This window comes from Sphaerisporangium sp. TRM90804, assembly GCF_029846175.1.
Taxonomy (GTDB): Bacteria; Actinomycetota; Actinomycetes; order Streptosporangiales; family Streptosporangiaceae; genus Sphaerisporangium.
Genome location: NZ_JARWAC010000004.1, coordinates 102,723 through 118,158, shown reverse-complemented (window position 1 = coordinate 118,158; position 15,436 = coordinate 102,723). Strand labels below are relative to the sequence as shown.

The 15,436-nt window shown below is 73.7% G+C and carries 13 protein-coding genes; 6 read left to right on the top strand and 7 right to left on the bottom strand.

Features of this window, described 5'->3' with window-relative positions; genetic code table 11:
- Positions 1-3: 3 nt before the first annotated feature.
- From PYR91_RS04295 to grpE, 3 genes are read right to left on the bottom strand one after another with little or no spacing between them, the layout of a single operon-like run.
- A complete protein-coding gene (locus PYR91_RS04295) occupies positions 4-2,589 on the bottom strand; it encodes a hypothetical protein (protein WP_279777604.1) in 2,586 nt (861 codons plus the stop codon).
- A 12-nt stretch (positions 2,590-2,601) separates the two neighbouring features.
- Positions 2,602-4,185, bottom strand: coding sequence for an Hsp70 family protein (locus PYR91_RS04290; protein ID WP_279777603.1), 1,584 nt, complete (start codon positions 4,183-4,185; stop codon positions 2,602-2,604).
- 3 nt (positions 4,186-4,188) lie between these two features.
- Positions 4,189-4,965 carry a nucleotide exchange factor GrpE gene (gene grpE, locus PYR91_RS04285; protein ID WP_279777602.1) on the bottom strand — a complete coding sequence of 259 codons (777 nt, stop codon included), beginning with the start codon at positions 4,963-4,965 and terminating at the stop codon, positions 4,189-4,191.
- A gap of 410 nt (positions 4,966-5,375) precedes the next feature.
- Here grpE and PYR91_RS04280 point away from each other — a divergent pair, with 410 nt between their 5' ends.
- The 4 genes from PYR91_RS04280 to PYR91_RS04265 all read left to right on the top strand — a co-directional run bounded on the left by PYR91_RS04280 (position 5,376) and on the right by PYR91_RS04265 (position 11,626).
- A complete protein-coding gene (locus PYR91_RS04280; RefSeq protein WP_279777601.1) occupies positions 5,376-6,185 on the top strand; it encodes a type 1 glutamine amidotransferase in 810 nt (269 codons plus the stop codon).
- Positions 6,186-6,220: 35 nt separating this feature from the next.
- The gene (locus PYR91_RS04275; RefSeq protein ID WP_279777600.1) at positions 6,221-9,208 is read left to right on the top strand and encodes a bifunctional [glutamine synthetase] adenylyltransferase/[glutamine synthetase]-adenylyl-L-tyrosine phosphorylase; all 2,988 of its coding nucleotides are present in this window, start codon (positions 6,221-6,223) and stop codon (positions 9,206-9,208) included.
- 180 nt (positions 9,209-9,388) lie between these two features.
- Positions 9,389-10,414: a hypothetical protein gene (locus tag PYR91_RS04270; protein ID WP_279777599.1), complete on the top strand. Its 1,026-nt coding sequence runs from the start codon at positions 9,389-9,391 to the stop codon at positions 10,412-10,414.
- Between the two features lie 204 nt (positions 10,415-10,618).
- On the top strand, positions 10,619-11,626 hold the full coding sequence (locus PYR91_RS04265; RefSeq protein ID WP_279777598.1) for a polysaccharide deacetylase family protein: 1,008 nt from the start codon (positions 10,619-10,621) through the stop codon (positions 11,624-11,626).
- Between the two features lie 13 nt (positions 11,627-11,639).
- Here PYR91_RS04265 and PYR91_RS04260 read toward each other — a convergent pair whose 3' ends face one another.
- Positions 11,640-11,837, bottom strand: a complete 198-nt coding sequence (locus PYR91_RS04260) for a hypothetical protein (protein WP_279777597.1) — start codon at positions 11,835-11,837, stop codon at positions 11,640-11,642.
- A gap of 151 nt (positions 11,838-11,988) precedes the next feature.
- Here PYR91_RS04260 and PYR91_RS04255 point away from each other — a divergent pair, with 151 nt between their 5' ends.
- Positions 11,989-12,144: a hypothetical protein gene (locus PYR91_RS04255; protein WP_279777596.1), complete on the top strand. Its 156-nt coding sequence runs from the start codon at positions 11,989-11,991 to the stop codon at positions 12,142-12,144.
- A gap of 724 nt (positions 12,145-12,868) precedes the next feature.
- Positions 12,869-13,705, top strand: a complete 837-nt coding sequence (locus PYR91_RS04250) for an arginine deiminase family protein (RefSeq protein WP_279777595.1) — start codon at positions 12,869-12,871, stop codon at positions 13,703-13,705.
- Positions 13,706-13,774: 69 nt separating this feature from the next.
- On the opposite strand, the gene PYR91_RS04245 is transcribed toward PYR91_RS04250, so the two are convergent.
- From PYR91_RS04245 to PYR91_RS04235, 3 genes are all read right to left on the bottom strand, one after another.
- A complete protein-coding gene (locus PYR91_RS04245; RefSeq protein ID WP_279777594.1) occupies positions 13,775-13,993 on the bottom strand; it encodes a hypothetical protein in 219 nt (72 codons plus the stop codon).
- A 116-nt stretch (positions 13,994-14,109) separates the two neighbouring features.
- Positions 14,110-14,817 (bottom strand): alpha/beta fold hydrolase, encoded by a 708-nt coding sequence (locus tag PYR91_RS04240; protein ID WP_279777593.1) that lies wholly within the window; start codon positions 14,815-14,817, stop codon positions 14,110-14,112.
- Between the two features lie 48 nt (positions 14,818-14,865).
- The gene (locus PYR91_RS04235) at positions 14,866-15,411 is read right to left on the bottom strand and encodes an ester cyclase (protein WP_279777592.1); all 546 of its coding nucleotides are present in this window, start codon (positions 15,409-15,411) and stop codon (positions 14,866-14,868) included.
- Positions 15,412-15,436: the final 25 nt, after the last annotated feature.

The window sequence follows — 15,436 nt, the reverse complement described above, 5'->3', positions numbered from 1 at the left end:
GACTCACCCGACCTTCATCCGCCGCACTGGCGGATCCACCAGGGCGACCTCGCCGACGACCTCGCCGCCGCGCATCCTCGCGGCGCCCGGAGCGCCGTCGGCGCCCTCGGCGAAGCAGCGCAGCCAGTACGGCCGGGCCTGGCGCGGCGCGGCGACGACGAGCCGCGCGGGCACCTCCAGGTCGGTCCAGTGGTCGAGCAGGACGCCGTCGTCGGCCGACTTGGGCTGCACGTGCCCGGCCTTGAGCACCAGCGAAAGGCGGCGCAGCCGCACCGGCCGGTCGGACGTCAGCTCCACCACCAGCGAGCGCCGCCACGCGGGGCCCTGCTGCACGAGGTCGTAGTGCACCGGGACGCGGGCGGCCAGCCGCAGCCGCGCGGCCGGGCCGCGCACCCGCTCGCCGTGGACCAGCGCCGTGGGCGCGACCTCGACGGTGACCGGCTCGCCCTCCGGCGCCTCCAGCCGCACGCCGCCCTGGGCCTGGTAGGCGGCCGAGCTGACCAGCATGCTGCGCCGGTTCCATCGCACCTCCACCTCGGGCACGTCCACCGGCCACACGAACCCGACGTAGACGGTCACCCCGCGCCGCTGGGCGGTGAGCTCGGTGGGCGGGGCGAGGTTGACGTGGTCGAGGTGCCCGCCGACCGTGGCGAGGTCGCCGGCCACGGTGACGGCGAGCAGCACGCAGCGCCCCGAGCCCGGGCGCACCGACAGGCCGTCGCGCGTGGGGATGGACGGGACCGCCCGGCTGGCGCCGCGCAGCTCCGCGAGCGGCAGGGTGGTGCCCGGGGGCCACGGCGGCACGTCGTCCAGCGCGACGAGCTCCACGATGCCCGACCCCGGCTCGTCGTACCGGGCGAGCAGCGTGCCGGGGGCGGCGGGGTCGGGGTGCAGCGTGAAGCCGGTGACCGGCAGGGGGCGCCCGCGCGGCGTCACCGTGCGCCGCACCCCGGGCGTCACCGCCTCACCGCCGGGCGCGGGGTAGGCGGCGGCGACCACGTAGGTGTGCGCCGTGCCGTTGATCACGCGGGCGTCGCGGAACCCGGTGTCGTCGGCGGGCACCGGACGCCCGTCGCGGGTCACCACGACGCGGGCCGCCTCGGGCGGGCGCGACCAGCGGCCCCACACCACGCCGTCGCCGGCGGTCAGCCGGACGTCGCCGGGCTCGGGCCGCACGATCACGGGGCGGGCCGCGACGGGCGTGGCGGCCGCCTGGTCGCGCCGCGCGACCACGGCGTAGGTGAGCGGCACGTTGACCGGCGGCCGCTCGTCCAGGACCGGCGGGTTGGCGGTCGTCGCCACGGGCTCGCCGTTGCGGTAGACGTCGTACAGGATGCGGCCCGCCCGCGACGGCGAGGGCTGCCAGGCGACGGCCACGGTGTCGCCGTTGGCGTCGGCGCGCGGCGCCCGCGCCGGGTAGGGCGCCAGCCGCAGCAGGAGGTCGGCGGCGCCGGGAAGGTCGGGCACCCGCTGGAGCGCGTCGCGCAGCGCGATCCACGCGTCGTCGGGGTCGATCGCGGCGCGGGCGCGGTCTCTGAGCTGGACGGCGCGCTCCAGCCTGGCCCGCACCTCGGTCGCCAGCTCGGCGGTCTCGCCGGTGAGCGCCTCGGGGGCGATGGCGCCGGCGAAGTCGGCCGCGGCGTGGATCTCCCCGGCGTCCACCAGCTCGCGCAGCCGCGCCAGCGGCCCGCCGGAGACCCCGCCCTCGCCGCGGACCGCGAAGATCAGCCTGCGGGCGTCGTCGGGCGCCAGGTCGAGCTCGGCGGTCGCGTGCCGCAGCAGGGTGTCGTCGTAGGGATGCTCACGCACCCGCTCGCGCAGCCGGTCGACGATGTCGTACCGGATGAGCGCCCCGGGGTCGGGGCCGTTGCGCAGGGCGGCGAGCAGGGTGTCGGCGCCGACCGTCCACGGGCCGCGGGTGCGGGCGGCCCACTGCCGCTCGGCGGCGGCGACGGCCTCCTCGACGGGCCCGGCGCCGGGCACCGAGAGGCCGTCGAGCACCCGCATGCCCGCGCACCCCTCGCCGAAGACGAACCGGCCCAGGTGGTTCAGCCCCAGGGTGTCGAGCGCCTCGCGCACCCGGCCGTACCCGGGGTAGGGGGCGGCGCGCGGCAGCTCGTCGGGCTCGCGCACCTCGATCGACCGCTCGGCGGCCAGCCGGAGCGCCTCGTCGTGGCCCACGCCGCTGGAGCGGGCGATGGTGGCCAGCAGGGCCGGGGACAGCAGCCGCAGGCGCCCGGCGGCGTCCTCCAGCCGGCGTCCGGCGTCGGCCACCCGGCGCCCGGCCCGCCCGTGCGACTCGCGTAGGGCGGCGCGCAGCGGCACCAGGTCGCCCTCGGCGGCGGCCGTGAAGATCGGGGCGAAGCGGGCGTGGTCGGCCTCCAGGCGGTCGGCCAGGCGCTTGTACTTGAGCATGCCCCTGGCCCGCCGCCAGCACTGGCGGACCCGCTTGACCGTCTCGGAGACGTCCTGCGCCGTCATCCCCTCGCGGAGCTGGTAGCGAACCCCCAGGTCGGCGGGCGGGGTGCCGCCCGCCTCGCGCGCGGGTTCCAGCACCTCCCGGGTGTACCGCTCCTCGTCGAATGCCATTCAGCCGCCCGGCTAGCTCACCTGGACGCGGGAGAGGGCGGCGCGGGACTCGGCCACCTCCTGCTCGGACATGCCGCCGATCTGGATGCGCAGCTCCAGCTCCTCACCGGTCTCGCGCTCGCGCGAGGTCACCTGCAGCATGCCGGAGGTGTCCAGCGCGAACGTCACCTCGATCGGCCAGCCGGCGGGCTTGCCCGGCGGGATCTTCAGCACGCCCTCGGCGATCAGGCCGTTGTCCTCCAGCTCGCGCGACTCGGCGGTGCCCGCCTGCTCCATGACCTCGACGTCGACCCCGGCCTGCCCCGGGTCGACGGTGTAGAAGTCCTGGGTGACGGCGGCGGGAAGCGGGTCGTTGGCGTGCACGAGGTGCTCGACGCTGCGCCGCCGGCTCTCGCGGTCGGTGACCACGATGCCGAAGGAGCGCGAGGCGACCGTCCTGATGGTGCGCCCGGCGATGCGCTCCTGCTGGTCGGCCGACAGGCCCGCCCGGGCGGCCATCTCGAGCGCGCTCTCGCGGTCGCCCGCGCGCAGCAGCCGCCGGTAGGTCTCCTCGAACGCGTACAGCGCGGCGCCCTTGGCCACGGCCAGGTCGGGGTCCTGCAGGCGCGGGGTGAGCTGGAACTCCTTCTCCAGGGCCTCGGCCACCGCGGGCATCTTGGTGGAGCCGCCGACGAGCACCAGGTGGTCGTAGGAGTCGACGCCCTTGGCCGCGGCGGTGTCCATGGTGCGGCGGGTGATCTCGATGGTGCGGTCGAGCAGGTCGCGGGTCAGCTCGGTCAGCGCCTCGCGGGTCAGCTCGACCGTGGCGACCCTGCCCTCGTGCACGACCCGCACCCCGTGCTGGGTGCGCGTGGACAGCGTCTTCTTCAGCTCCTCGGCGTCGCGGCGGAGCTGCTGCTCGGACTGCTTGTCGAGCAGGGGGCTGCCGGCGTCGGGATGCTCCTCGACGAACCGCTCGGCCAGGTGCTCCACCAGCCGGTCGTCCCAGTCGGCGCCGCCGAGCTCGTGGTCGCCGTCGGTGCAGACGACCTCGATGTCGCCGCCGTGCAGCGTGATCACGGTGGTGTCGAACGTGCCGCCGCCGAGGTCGTACACCAGGATCGTGTGATCCTGGTCGGGGTTGAGCAGCCCGTAGGTGATCGCGGCGGCGATGGGCTCCGACAGGATGTCGATGACGTTGAGCCCGGCGATGTGGCCGGCCTTGCGGGTGGCGTCCCGCTCGGCGGCGCCGAAGTAGGCGGGCACGGTGATCACGACGTCCTCGACGGTCTCGCCGGTGGCGGTGCGGGCGTCGTCGGCGAGCTTGCGCAGGACGAAGGCGGAGATCTCCTCAGGCGTGTACGGCCTGCCGTGCCTGACCCGGGGCACCTCGTGCCCCATGTCGCGCTTGATGCGGCTGACGACGAGGTCGGGCTCCAGGACGGCGCTGTCCTTGGCCGTGGCCCCCACCACGACGTTGTCCGGCGACTCGAAGAACACCACCGACGGCGTGGTGTCGGTGCCCTCCAGGTTGCGCAGCACCGTCGGGCGTCCGACGTCGTCGACGTAGGCGATGCACGAATACGTGGTGCCCAGATCGATCCCGTAAACAGCCATCGCCTACTCGGTTCCCTTCTCCGTGCCGCCGTCCGTGTGGTCCATAGTGGCGTCTTCTGACCGGTTGTACGGGGGTTTGTTGTTATCGTGTTTCCGGTCGGAGGCCCGGCCCACGTCTTTCCGGGAGCCCGCCTTCTTCCCGTTCTTGGGGTCTTTCCGCTCATTGTCGCGCGCCTTGGCGTTTTCGCCGCCGGCGGAGCCGGGGGTCGGGGCGGGCGCCTCGGAGGGCCCGGACCTGCCCACCACCACGGTCGCCTTGCGCAGCACCCGCTCGCCCATGGCGAAGCCGTCGGCGAGGACCTCCACCACCGTGCCGTCGGCCTCGGGACCGACCGCGGCGACCCGGGCGGGACGGTGCAGCGCGGGGTCGTAGGCGGCGCCGGCCTCGGTGCCGGCGCGCTCGGCCCCGGTGCGGCCCAGCACCTCGGCGACGTCCTCGGCCACGGCCTCAAGCAGGGGGGCGGCGAGTTCGGCGGGCGGCGGCTCGGGCCCGCGCCACCGGGCGGCCTCACGCGCGACGGTGTCGTGCAGCCGGTACAGACCCGCGCGGACGGGGGTCAGCGCCTCCTGTAACAGGCCGTGCCGGAGCTGCTGGTTCTCGGTGTGCAGCCGGTCGATGACCTGCTCCCGATGGGCCGCCCGCTCGTGCTCGCGCCTGGCGGTCTCCGTGAGCGCCGCGACCTGCCGGGTGAGCTCCTCGATCTGGCGCGCGAGCTCTTTGACCGTGTCGGGCGGCCCGCCGGCGGCGGGCTCGTGCGGCTCTTGGGGGGGAGGCGCCAATCTATCTCCTTGAACTGGAATTACGTGAATTCCCGACGCCTGCAACTCTAGCCACCGATGCCCCCGCCCGGTAGAGAGAAACCTGTCCGGTAATGAGCCCAATGTCGTAATTGACGTCCGGCTTTCGGGCGGCCCGCCGGAGCGGCCGCCCGCACCAGATATACGCCCTGGCCTGCCCGTTGCGGGCCCTTCTGGCGAACTTCCCCGTTCCCTTCGGTAACACCAGCCCCAAAGTCGGCGTTCTGCTAAAGAGCCGGAATTTCGGTCGTTGTGTGGGATATCGGAAATAGCGTGTGGACGTCGCCCCGGGGCCCGCCCCCGCCCCGGGGCGGGCCGTCCCGCGCCCGCCCGTCCGCGCGGTGGCGAGACCTGCCGTCGGCCGGCCCGCCGCGCGGTCCCATAATCGAGTCATGGACAGCCGGATCCTGGTCATCGAGCACGAGGCCGAGGCGGGCCCGGGCTTCCTCGCCGACTGGCTCGCGGCGGCGGGCGCCCTCTGCGACGTCGTCCGCCCCTACCTCGGCGAGCCGGTCCCCCTCCCGCGCGAGGGCGCGTGGCACGGGCTCATCGTGCTCGGAGGCGCGGCCTCGGCCTGGCAGGACGAGGAGTACCCCTGGCAGCCCGCCACCCGCGACCTCCTGCGCGCCTCGGTGGAGGCCGGGGTGCCCACGCTCGGCATCTGCCTGGGCGCCCAGCTCCTGACCCTGGCCTGCGGCGGGCGCGTCGAACGGGGGCCCGGCCTGGAGGTCGGGCTGCGCCCCGTCACCCTGCTGCCCGCCGCCCGCGAGGACGCCCTGTTCGGGGCCCTGCCGCCGCGGGTGCGCGCGATCCAGTACCACCAGGACGCGATGACCGTCCTCCCGCCGGGAGCCGTCCCGCTCGCGACGGGCGCCGCCTACCCGCACCAGGCGTTCCGGCTCGGCGACCGGGCGTGGGGCGTGCAGTTCCACCCCGAGGCCACCCCCGAGATCTTCCTGTCCTGGACCGCCCCGAACGCCGAGGAGCTGACCGCCGCCGGTCACGTCCCCGCCGAGCTGGACGCCGCCGTCCTGGCGGGGCGCGCCGGGCTGGCCGCCGCCTGGCGTCCCTGGGCCGAGGCCTTCGCCCGCGTCGTCGCCGGCGCCCGTGAGGCCGTCCGTGACCGGGACGACGCGGCCGGTCACCGTTACGCACCCCTGTCTATTCACGGTGACCGCGCGATTACGGCGCGGAACCACTAACGACGACTTCGTGAGTGAACGGCTACGTTGAGCGTGTGAACGCCGAGTCCCGCATACAGACGACCGCCGGGCGTCTGGCCCGGCTGGGCTTCTCCGACGGAGCCCGGGCCGAACGGCTCCTGGACGAACTCGGGCCCGAGGCCGTGGGCGACCTCGACCTGCTCGACGCCCTGGTGGGCGCCGCGGACCCCGACCTCGCGCTCATCTCGCTGAACCGGCTGGCCGAGCGCGACCCCAGCGTCCTGGGGGCCATGCGCGCCGACCCGGGGCTCCGAGCGCGGCTGATCGGGGTCTTCGGCCTGTCGGCCGCCCTGGGCGACCACGTCGCGCGCCACCCCGACCACTGGCGCCACCTCGAAGGCGACCAGGCCGTCAAGCGCCTCCCCGAGCGCGAGGTGCGCGCCGAGCTGCTGGAGGCGGTCGGCGCCGACCCCGCCGAGAAGGAGCCGTACGCCGTCAACGGCAGCACCGACACCCTCTCGGCCCTGCGCGTGGCCTACCGGGGCAGGCTCCTGCGGCTGGCCGCGCGCGACGTCACCGGGCAGTCCACCTTCGGCGAGGTCACCTCCGAGCTGTCCGACCTCGCCTCCGCCGCCCTGGAGGCCGGCCTGGCCATCGCCAGGGCCGACCACCCCGAGGGCGCCGACGTGCGCCTGGCCGTCATCGGCATGGGCAAGTGCGGCGCCCGCGAGCTCAACTACATCAGCGACGTCGACGTGGTCTTCGTGGCCGAGCCGCGCCAGGGCGTCGACGAGACCAAGGCGCTGCAGGCCGGCATGCGGCTCGCGCAGGGCATGATGCGGGCGTGCTCGGCCAGCACCCCCGAGGGCTCGCTGTGGGAGGTCGACGCGGCGCTGCGGCCCGAGGGCAAGGCGGGGCCGCTCGTGCGCACCCTCGCCAGCCACCTCACCTACTACCGGCGCTGGGCCAAGACGTGGGAGTTCCAGGCCCTGCTCAAGGCCCGGCCCGTCGCCGGCGACCTCGCCCTCGGCGGGGAGTACGCCGCCGCCGTCAACGACCTGGTGTGGGAGGCCGCGGCCCGCGACCACTTCGTCGAGGACGTCCAGGCGATGCGGCGCCGGGTCGAGGCCCACGTGCGCGCCGGCGAGGCCGCCCGGCAGATCAAGCTCGGCCCCGGCGGGCTGCGCGACATCGAGTTCGCCGTCCAGCTCCTGCAGCTCGTCCACGGCCGCTCCGACGGGCTGCTGCGCCGGCGCGCCACCCTGCCCGCGCTCGCGGCGCTCTCGCGCGGCGGCTACGTCGCCAGGGACGACGCCAAGACCCTCGCCGAGGCGTACACCTTCCTGCGCCGGGTCGAGCACCTGCTGCAGCTGCACCGCATGCGCCGCACCCACGTCGTCCCGGAGGACAGCGCCGAACTGCGCCGCATCGGGCGCGGCCTCGGCATGACGGCCGATCCGGTGGGGGAGTTCACCACCCGCTGGAAGCGCCACTCCATGGAGGCCCGGCGGCTGCACGAGAAGCTGTTCTACCGGCCCCTGCTGCAGGCCGTCGCCCGGCTGCCCGGGGAGGAGATCCGGCTGTCGACGGCGGCCGCGTCCGCCCGGCTCGCGGCGCTCGGCTACACCGACCCCGAGGGCGCGCTGCGCCACATCGCCACGCTCACCAGCGGCGTCTCGCGCCGGGCCGCCATCCAGCGCACGCTGCTGCCGGTCATGCTCGGCTGGTTCGCCGACGCGCCCGATCCCGACGCCGGCCTGCTGGGCTTCCGCCAGGTCAGCGACAAGCTCGGCACCACCCCCTGGTACCTCCGCCTGCTGCGCGACGAGACCGCCGTGGCCGAGCGCATGGCCCGGCTGCTCGGCACCAGCCGCTACGCCACCGGCCTGCTGCTGTCGGCGCCCGAGGCCGTCGTGATGCTCGGCTCTGACGGCGAGCTGGCCGCCCGATCCAAGGAGGCGCTGCTGGCCGAGGCCGGCGTCATCGTGGGCCGCCACGCGGCCGACGCCGAGGCGGCGGTCGCCTCGGTCCGCGCGCTGCGCCGCCGCGAGCTGTTCCGCACGGCGGTCGGCGGGCTCGTCGGGCACGTCGACATCGAGGAGGTCGGGCAGGCGCTCTCCGAGCTCAACGACGTCACCATCCAGGCCGCCCTGGACGCCGCGATCCACAAGGTGTCGCTGGAGCGGCGCTCGCCGATGCCGACCCGCTTCGCGGTGATCGCCATGGGGCGCCTGGGCGGCTACGAGAGCTCCTACGGCAGCGACGCCGACGTGATGTTCGTCCACTCGCCGCTGGAGGGCGCCGAGGAGAAGGACGCCACCGACGCGGCGCACGCGGTCGCCAACGAGCTGCGCCGCCTGCTCGCCCGGCCCGCCGCCGACCCGCCGCTGGTGATCGACCCCGACCTGCGGCCCGAAGGCCGCCAGGGGCCGCTGGTGCGCACGCTGGCGTCGTACGAGGCCTACTACCGCCGCTGGTCCTCGCCCTGGGAGTCCCAGGCCCTGCTGCGGGCCCGCTTCTCGGCCGGTGACGTCGAGCTGGGGGCGGCGTTCACCGCGCTCGTCGAGCCGCTGCGCTACCCGCTGGAGGGCGTCGGCGAGACGGCCGTGCGCGAGATCCGGCGGCTGAAGGCCCGCATGGAGGCCGAGCGGCTGCCACGGGGAGCCGACCCCAAGCTGCACACCAAGCTGGGCAGGGGAGGGCTGTCGGACGTCGAGTGGCTGGCCCAGCTCCTGCAGCTCAAGCACGCGTACGCCGTCCCCGGGCTGCGCACCACCCGCACGCTCGACGCGCTGCGCGCCGCCGTGGGCGCCGGGCTGCTGGCCTCCACCGACGAGGAGGTGCTCGCCGACGCGTGGCGGTTCGCCTCCCAGATCCGCGACGCCATCATGCTCGTGCGCGGACGCGCGGGCGACAGCATCCCCGGGGACGTGCGCGACCGCGCCCTGATCGCCCGCGCGCTCGGCTACCCGCCGGACGGGTCGGAGGACTTCGTCGACGACTACCACCGCACCACCCGCCGGGCCCGCGTGGTCGTCGAGCGCGTCTTCTACGGCGGCTGAGCCGCCTCCGGCCGCGCCCGCCGGGTCCGGCCGGAGGACGCCCGCCTCGCCAAGCCCGCCGAGGGCCGCGTCCGTCGAGAAGCCCGCGCGGGGCGGGTGTGTCAACCGATGCCGCGCCGGTGGCGTCAGTTACTTGCGGCGAACGCCGCGGGCGCGTCCACTCTCGCGGGGTGATCCTTCTTGAACTCGGTCTACATCGATCTGGCCATCGGGCTGGTGCTGGCCTTCCTGCTGTTCTCGCTGCTGGTGAGCGGCGTGAACGAGGGCCTGGTGCGGTTGCTCGGCATCCGCAGCAAGTTCCTGTGGGCCTACCTGCGCGACACCCTGGACGGCGCCGAGGGCAAGAGGTCGTGGATCCCCAGCACGATCACCGAGGTCTTCGCCCGCCTGCCCTTCAGCAAGGACGCCCGTCCCGCCTTCATCGCGCTGCCGCCGCCCATGCGCAGCACCGCGACCACCTGGTCGGGCCGGCTGTACGAGCGGCTGCGGGAGATCGACCACAACAGGGCCGGCAAGACGAGCATCGCCGCCATCCCGCCCGGGCGGTTCGCCGGGGCCGTCGTGGAGATCAGCACGCTGGAGGGCGGCGTCCCCGCCCTGCTGCGGAAGCTGGAGGCGAGCCACAGCCCGCTCTACGGGCCGCTCAAGGGCCTGTGGGACGCCGCGGGCGACGACCTGGAGGCCTTCCGCAAGGGTGTGGAGGCGTGGTTCGACGGCGAGATGCAGCGCCTCACGCTGCTGTACCGCCGTTACGTCCGCTGGGTCATCGCCGCGCTCGGCCTGGTGCTGACCCTGGTGTTCAGCATGGACTCCCTGGAGTACGGCAGGTCGATCCTCACCGACAACGCCATCCGCGCCCAGGTCGCGGCTACGGCCGACGGCGGCGCGCAGGCGCTCGCGGGGCTGCGCGACAGGTGCCCGCAGCACGCGGCCGACCCGTACGCGTGCGTGACCGAGGTGCTGTCCGCGCCGGCGTTCGTGCAGATCGTCGGGAACGCCCCGGTGTCGGTGACGATCCCGGACGACGGCGACCCGCGGTGGGTCTGGAACGGCGGGCGCTGGCTCGACCGCCTGGTGACGCCCGGCCACTGGCCCGGATTCCTGGTCACCTTCTTCGCGCTGCTGTTCGGCGCCCCGTTCTGGTGGGACATCCTGCGCCGCCTCACCGGCATCCGCAGCCGGGCGGGGGAGACGGGCGCGAACTGACCAGCCCGTCATATTGTTACTTATCGTGACATAGCCCTATTTCCGACCAATGTCGAATATGGTGCGGAGCTTGGCCTTCGTACCACCTGTCGCGGGTGGAACGCGCAGGTCCGAGGGTAGAAGAGACGTATCTCATTCCTCGGTAGCGTTGGGGGGACCATGGGGGTCTCGGGGATACGTCACATCGGAGCGCTGTCACTGTGCGTGATCGCGCTCGCCGCGTGCGCGCGGGGTGAGGGCACGGTCGTGGCCCAACCGGCCGGCGAGAACAGGTCGCCCAAGGCCGTCTCGGCGCAGGAGGCCCGCAAGGCCGGCCTCGCGACGGCCGCCAGGGTCAAGGCCAACGAGCTGGGGCAGATCCCGGTGCTCATGTACCACCGCATCGTGCCCAAGGTCACCGCCGCCGACGACCGCACCCCCCAGCAGTTCCGCACCGAGCTGGAGCGGCTGGCGCGGGAGGGGTACGTCCCGATCACCGCCAGGGAGTACGCCACCGGGCGCATCGCCATACCGGCGGGCCGTCATCCCGTGGTGCTCACCTTCGACGACTCCTCGCCGTCGCAGCTCACGCTCGACGGGTCGGGCGCTCCCATGCCCGACACGGCCGTCGGCATCCTCATGGACGTCGCGCGCAAGAACCCCGGCTTCCGGCCGGTGGGCACCTTCTACGTCATCAAGGACATGTTCGGCACGTTCGGGCAGGAAGCCCAGGCCCAGACCCTCGGCTGGCTCCGCGACCACGGCTTCGACGTCGGCAACCACACCCGCGACCACCTGAACCTGCGCGGGCGGTCCAAGGAGCAGGTGGCGCAGCAGATCGCGGCGGGCCACACGTTGATCACCGCGCTGATCAAGGATCCGCCGGTTACGATCGCCCTGCCGTACGGCAACCAGCCGACCACCAAGGACTGGGCGCTGCGCGGCGCGGGCGGCGGCGTGAACTACAACTACAGCGGCGTCTTCCTGGCGGGCTACACCCCGGCGGCCTCGCCGTTCAGCAAGGAGTTCGACCCGCTGGGGATCCCGCGCATCCGCGCCATGGACAAGGTCGGCGACTGCGCCCGCTTCTGCTCGACGGCCTGGCTCGACTGGCTGCAGGCCCACCCCGACGACCGCTACACCTCCGACGGCGACGTCAAGACCGTGGCCTACCCGAAGTTCAAGGGCCCGTACGTCGCCCCACGCTTCACGCGGTACTCGCTCGCGTACTGACCCGCACCGGCGGCTAGTGCAGGTTGAGCGCCATCAGCACGACCAGCCCGACGAGGTGGGCCACCACGACGAACACGATCAGGAAGACGAAGACGAACTTCGCCGGGCCGTGCTCGAAGTGCTGGCCCTCCTTCAGGGGAGGAAGCTGGGCGCGCCGCTCGGCGAGGCGTTCCTCGATGGGCTTGCGGCCGAACAATGGACTGCCTTTCACGCGGAGGGGACGGGCCCTCCAGATCTGCCCGCTGTCTCCAGCCTATCCGGCGACCCACCGGGTACTGACCCGGTGGACGCCTGAATGCACGCGATATAACGTGATATAGGTGACATTCGGGCCTGACGGCTTCGCAGCTCAAGGAGACTCCATGCCGAGCACCCCCAAGGGACCCCGCTCCCTCCTCCGTGAACTCCTCGACGCGGTCGGCAAGATCTCCCGAGGGACGGTCGGCCGCCCGACCTCCCCCGGCCCCGTCGTCGACATCCACCACCACGACCGGCGCACCGACCCGCCGCGCCGCTGACCCGCCGCTCGGGCGGCGCCGGGCTTCGAGACGGGCGGCGCCGCGCCGAGCCGCTCGCCCGGGCGGGCCCGCGGCAGGTCGGCCCGCGTGACGTGGCGGGTGGCCGGGTCGTCGGCGATCCCCTCCCACAGCTCGCGGAAGACCGAGATGAGCGTCCCCGCGGGATCATGGATGACGACTCCCCCCATACCGCCATTCGTCCCCCAGACTCGTCGTATTCGTGGAATCGCACGACCATCGCCGCCCGATCCACGATGAAGAGCTTGAAGGGGAAACGTCTCCGGGTGACCTTCAGCGAGATGCGGTGCCCTTATGGTCGCGCAGGTCGAGCATGGACGCGTAATGGGCGAGCATCACCGGCGAGGTGCCCGGTGTCGCGGGGCCGCAGGTGCTCCAGCGCCTTCACCTGGCGGACCACCTCGGCGCCGGTCTCCTGCCCGGCCTCCCGAGCGCCGGGATCGCCGTCACCAGGCCGATGGTGAGAAGGCGCAGGACGATGCCATCGCCGCGAGTACGCGAAGGTTCGCGTCGGCCAGGCTCTGCGTCACGGCCCCGAGAAGAGCCCCGCCATCGCGCTGCCGATCGCCGGCACGAAACGCCAGCGCCTTCGTGCGACCCTCATCACGCCGCTCCCGAGGGAATCGGTGGCCGAAGAAACGCACATGATATCCCTGACAAGCGCGCCATTTCGTGGAACCAGCCGTTTGCACCGGAGACGATTGTGATGAGAGTGCACGTTGACGCCGAATGGGACCGTCTCACCGTGGCGGCTCTGGCACGCCCCACGAATTTCGAGCCGGTGGAGCCGGTCAATGCCACCCAGCGGATGTTCTTCGCCACCGCGGACGCGCCGCGCAGGGAGAAGATGCTCGTCCAGCACGACGCCGTTCGTGCGGCGCTCGTGCGCGAGGGGGTCGAGGTGGTCGACATCGCCCCGCTCGAAGGCGCGCCGTTGCAGTTCAACGTGCGCGACCCCGCCGCGGTCGTCGGCGAGGAGCTCGTGCTCGGCCGCATGGGCGCCGCCGTCCGCGCCGGGGAGCCGGGCCACGTCGGCCGGTCGGTCGCCGCGCCGGCCGCCCCGGTCACGGCCGGCGTCGTCGAGGGCGGGGACGTGATGGTCACGCCGGACGTCGTCTTCGTCGGGCTCGGCGAGCGCACCGACGAGGCGGGGTACGCGGGGCTGTGCTTCACCAGGAAGGTCGTCGCGATCCCGCTCGCCCCCGGCGTGCTGCATCTGGACGTCGCGATGAACCTCATCGGTCCCGGCCTGGGTGTCATCCACCCGCCCGCCGTCGAGTCGCTGCCCCCCGAGCTCGCGGGAGTCACCTGGGTCGAGGTGACCGAGGAGGAGTACCGCGAGCAGGGCGCCAACGTCCTCGCCCTCGGCCCGGGCCGCGTCATGATGGACGCCCGCCACACCAGGCTCCGCCGCGAGCTGACCGCCCACGGCGTCACCTGCCTCCCGCTGGACCTCGACGAGATCACCAAGATCGGCGGCGGCGTCCGCTGCATGGTCCTGCCGCTGAGGAGGGCCCCCGCCGGGCCGGCCGGCCGCAGGTGACCTCCGCGCCCGGGGCTGCACGACGTTCGAGGCGCGCTTGCGGGGGAGCGGATCCGCCCCGGGAGGACGTCAGCGGCGGGATCTCAGCCTGGGGCGGGCGACGTCGCCGCGGTGGGCGCGCCACCACTCGCCCATCACCATCGCGGCGGCGGCGGACAGCGCGGTCAGGGCGACGGCCACGAAGAAGAGCGGCCAGTTCTGCCCGATCGCCGCGTACACGGCGAGGGCGAGGAAGACGATCAGACCGACGCACGCGACGATCAGCCGGACGTTCACAGGTCTCTCCATGCCTGCCCACTACCCCCGCGCGAGACCGCCTACCACGCCCCGGGCTCGTCGCCCCGTGGTCAGCCGCGGTCGGCGGGCGTGCGTCCGGCGGGCGTGGAGCGTGTCCCGGACCGGGCTCAGCGCGGGCTCTCCGCCCGCAGGAACGGCAGCACCGCCTCGGCGAAGGCCTCGGGCTCGGCCGCGTGCACGAGGTGCCCGGCGGGGATGGTGACCAGCCGCCCGTCCGGGATGCGCCGCGCCAGTTCTGCCACACGCTCCTGGGGGATGTGGCTCGCCGGGCCGCCGGCGACGACGAGCGTCCGCGCGGTGATCCGGCCGAGCCGCTCCAGCCACCGCGGGTCGGGGGTGTCGATCTGCTCGCGGACGGCGAGCACCATCTCCCAGTCGAACGGCAGATCACCCTCCGGCCTGGCCGGGACGCCCGGCTCGCGGGGCAGCGGCACCCCGACGTCCTCCAGCACGAGCCGCCGCACGCGCTCGGGACGCTCCGACGCCACCAGGTACGCCACCAGCCCGCCCAGCGAATGCCCGATCACGTCCACCTGGTCGAGCCCGAGCGCGTCCATCAGGCCGAGCACGTCGTCGCGCATGGAATCCAGCGAGTACTCCCCGGGCCACTCGCTGCGGCCGTGCCCTCGCAGCTCGACGGCGTACACCCGCCGGTGCGCAGTGAACGCCTCGACCACCCCGGCCCAGTCGGCGGCCCCCTCGCCCAGCGCGTGCAGCAGCAGGAGCGGCCGGGCGTCCGGCGCGCCGGACACGCGGTAGGCCAGCCGGACGGCTCCGGCGTCGACCATGCGGTGATCTTCCCTGTTCACGTCCATGCCACGAAGATAACGCCGCCCGTGGCGCGGCGCCCGGTGCGGAACGCGTCAACAGCGGTCGGCGCCCGGGCCGGGCGATGCGACCCTCGACGCCCCACGACATGACCGCCGCTGCGCGGACCCCGATGCCTGGCCGTCGACCGCGGTGTCCGCCGCCGCCCCCGCCTCCAGCTCCGTCAGGCCGAAGCCGAGCTGACTGTACAGCTCAAGCTGGTCGTAGTACTCACGGTGCGTGGCGATCCTGTCGCCCTCGACATGCGCGCCGCAGGTGGCGCGAACGGTGATGCGTCGCCCCGTCGGCCCGAACTCCCGCCCGTCCGGCAGAAGGAGAGGCCCCGTGTTGGTGCCGGTGTACGTCCATTCCGTGATCGCCGGGTTGTCGCACTGGGCGGCCTCGAACCAGGCCGTCAGGTGAAAATCGGGGAACGCCTGCCAGACCTGTTCGTAGAACCAGGCGATCTGGTCATGCCCTTCCGCCACTCCGGCCGGTGTCACGTACACGGCGTCCGGGTGGTAGCAGGCGAGCACCGCCCGCAGATCGTGGACGTTGACCGCGTCGCTCAGCCGGTGCTTGACGTCCCAGTAAGTGGACACGGAGATGCCTTCGTCGTCGAAGTCT

Excerpts from the sequence above, each read along its gene's own strand:
- PYR91_RS04245 (WP_279777594.1), bottom strand. The coding sequence starts at position 13,993 with ATGGAGAGACCTGTGAACGTCCGGCTGATCGTCGCGTGCGTCGGTCTG.
- PYR91_RS04240 (WP_279777593.1), bottom strand. The coding sequence starts at position 14,817 with ATGGACGTGAACAGGGAAGATCACCGCATGGTCGACGCCGGAGCCGTC.
- PYR91_RS04250 (WP_279777595.1), top strand. The coding sequence starts at position 12,869 with ATGAGAGTGCACGTTGACGCCGAATGGGACCGTCTCACCGTGGCGGCT.
- PYR91_RS04280 (WP_279777601.1), top strand. The coding sequence starts at position 5,376 with ATGGACAGCCGGATCCTGGTCATCGAGCACGAGGCCGAGGCGGGCCCG.
- PYR91_RS04290 (WP_279777603.1), bottom strand. The coding sequence starts at position 4,185 with ATGGCTGTTTACGGGATCGATCTGGGCACCACGTATTCGTGCATCGCC.
- PYR91_RS04255 (WP_279777596.1), top strand. The coding sequence starts at position 11,989 with ATGCCGAGCACCCCCAAGGGACCCCGCTCCCTCCTCCGTGAACTCCTC.
- PYR91_RS04295 (WP_279777604.1), bottom strand. The coding sequence starts at position 2,589 with ATGGCATTCGACGAGGAGCGGTACACCCGGGAGGTGCTGGAACCCGCG.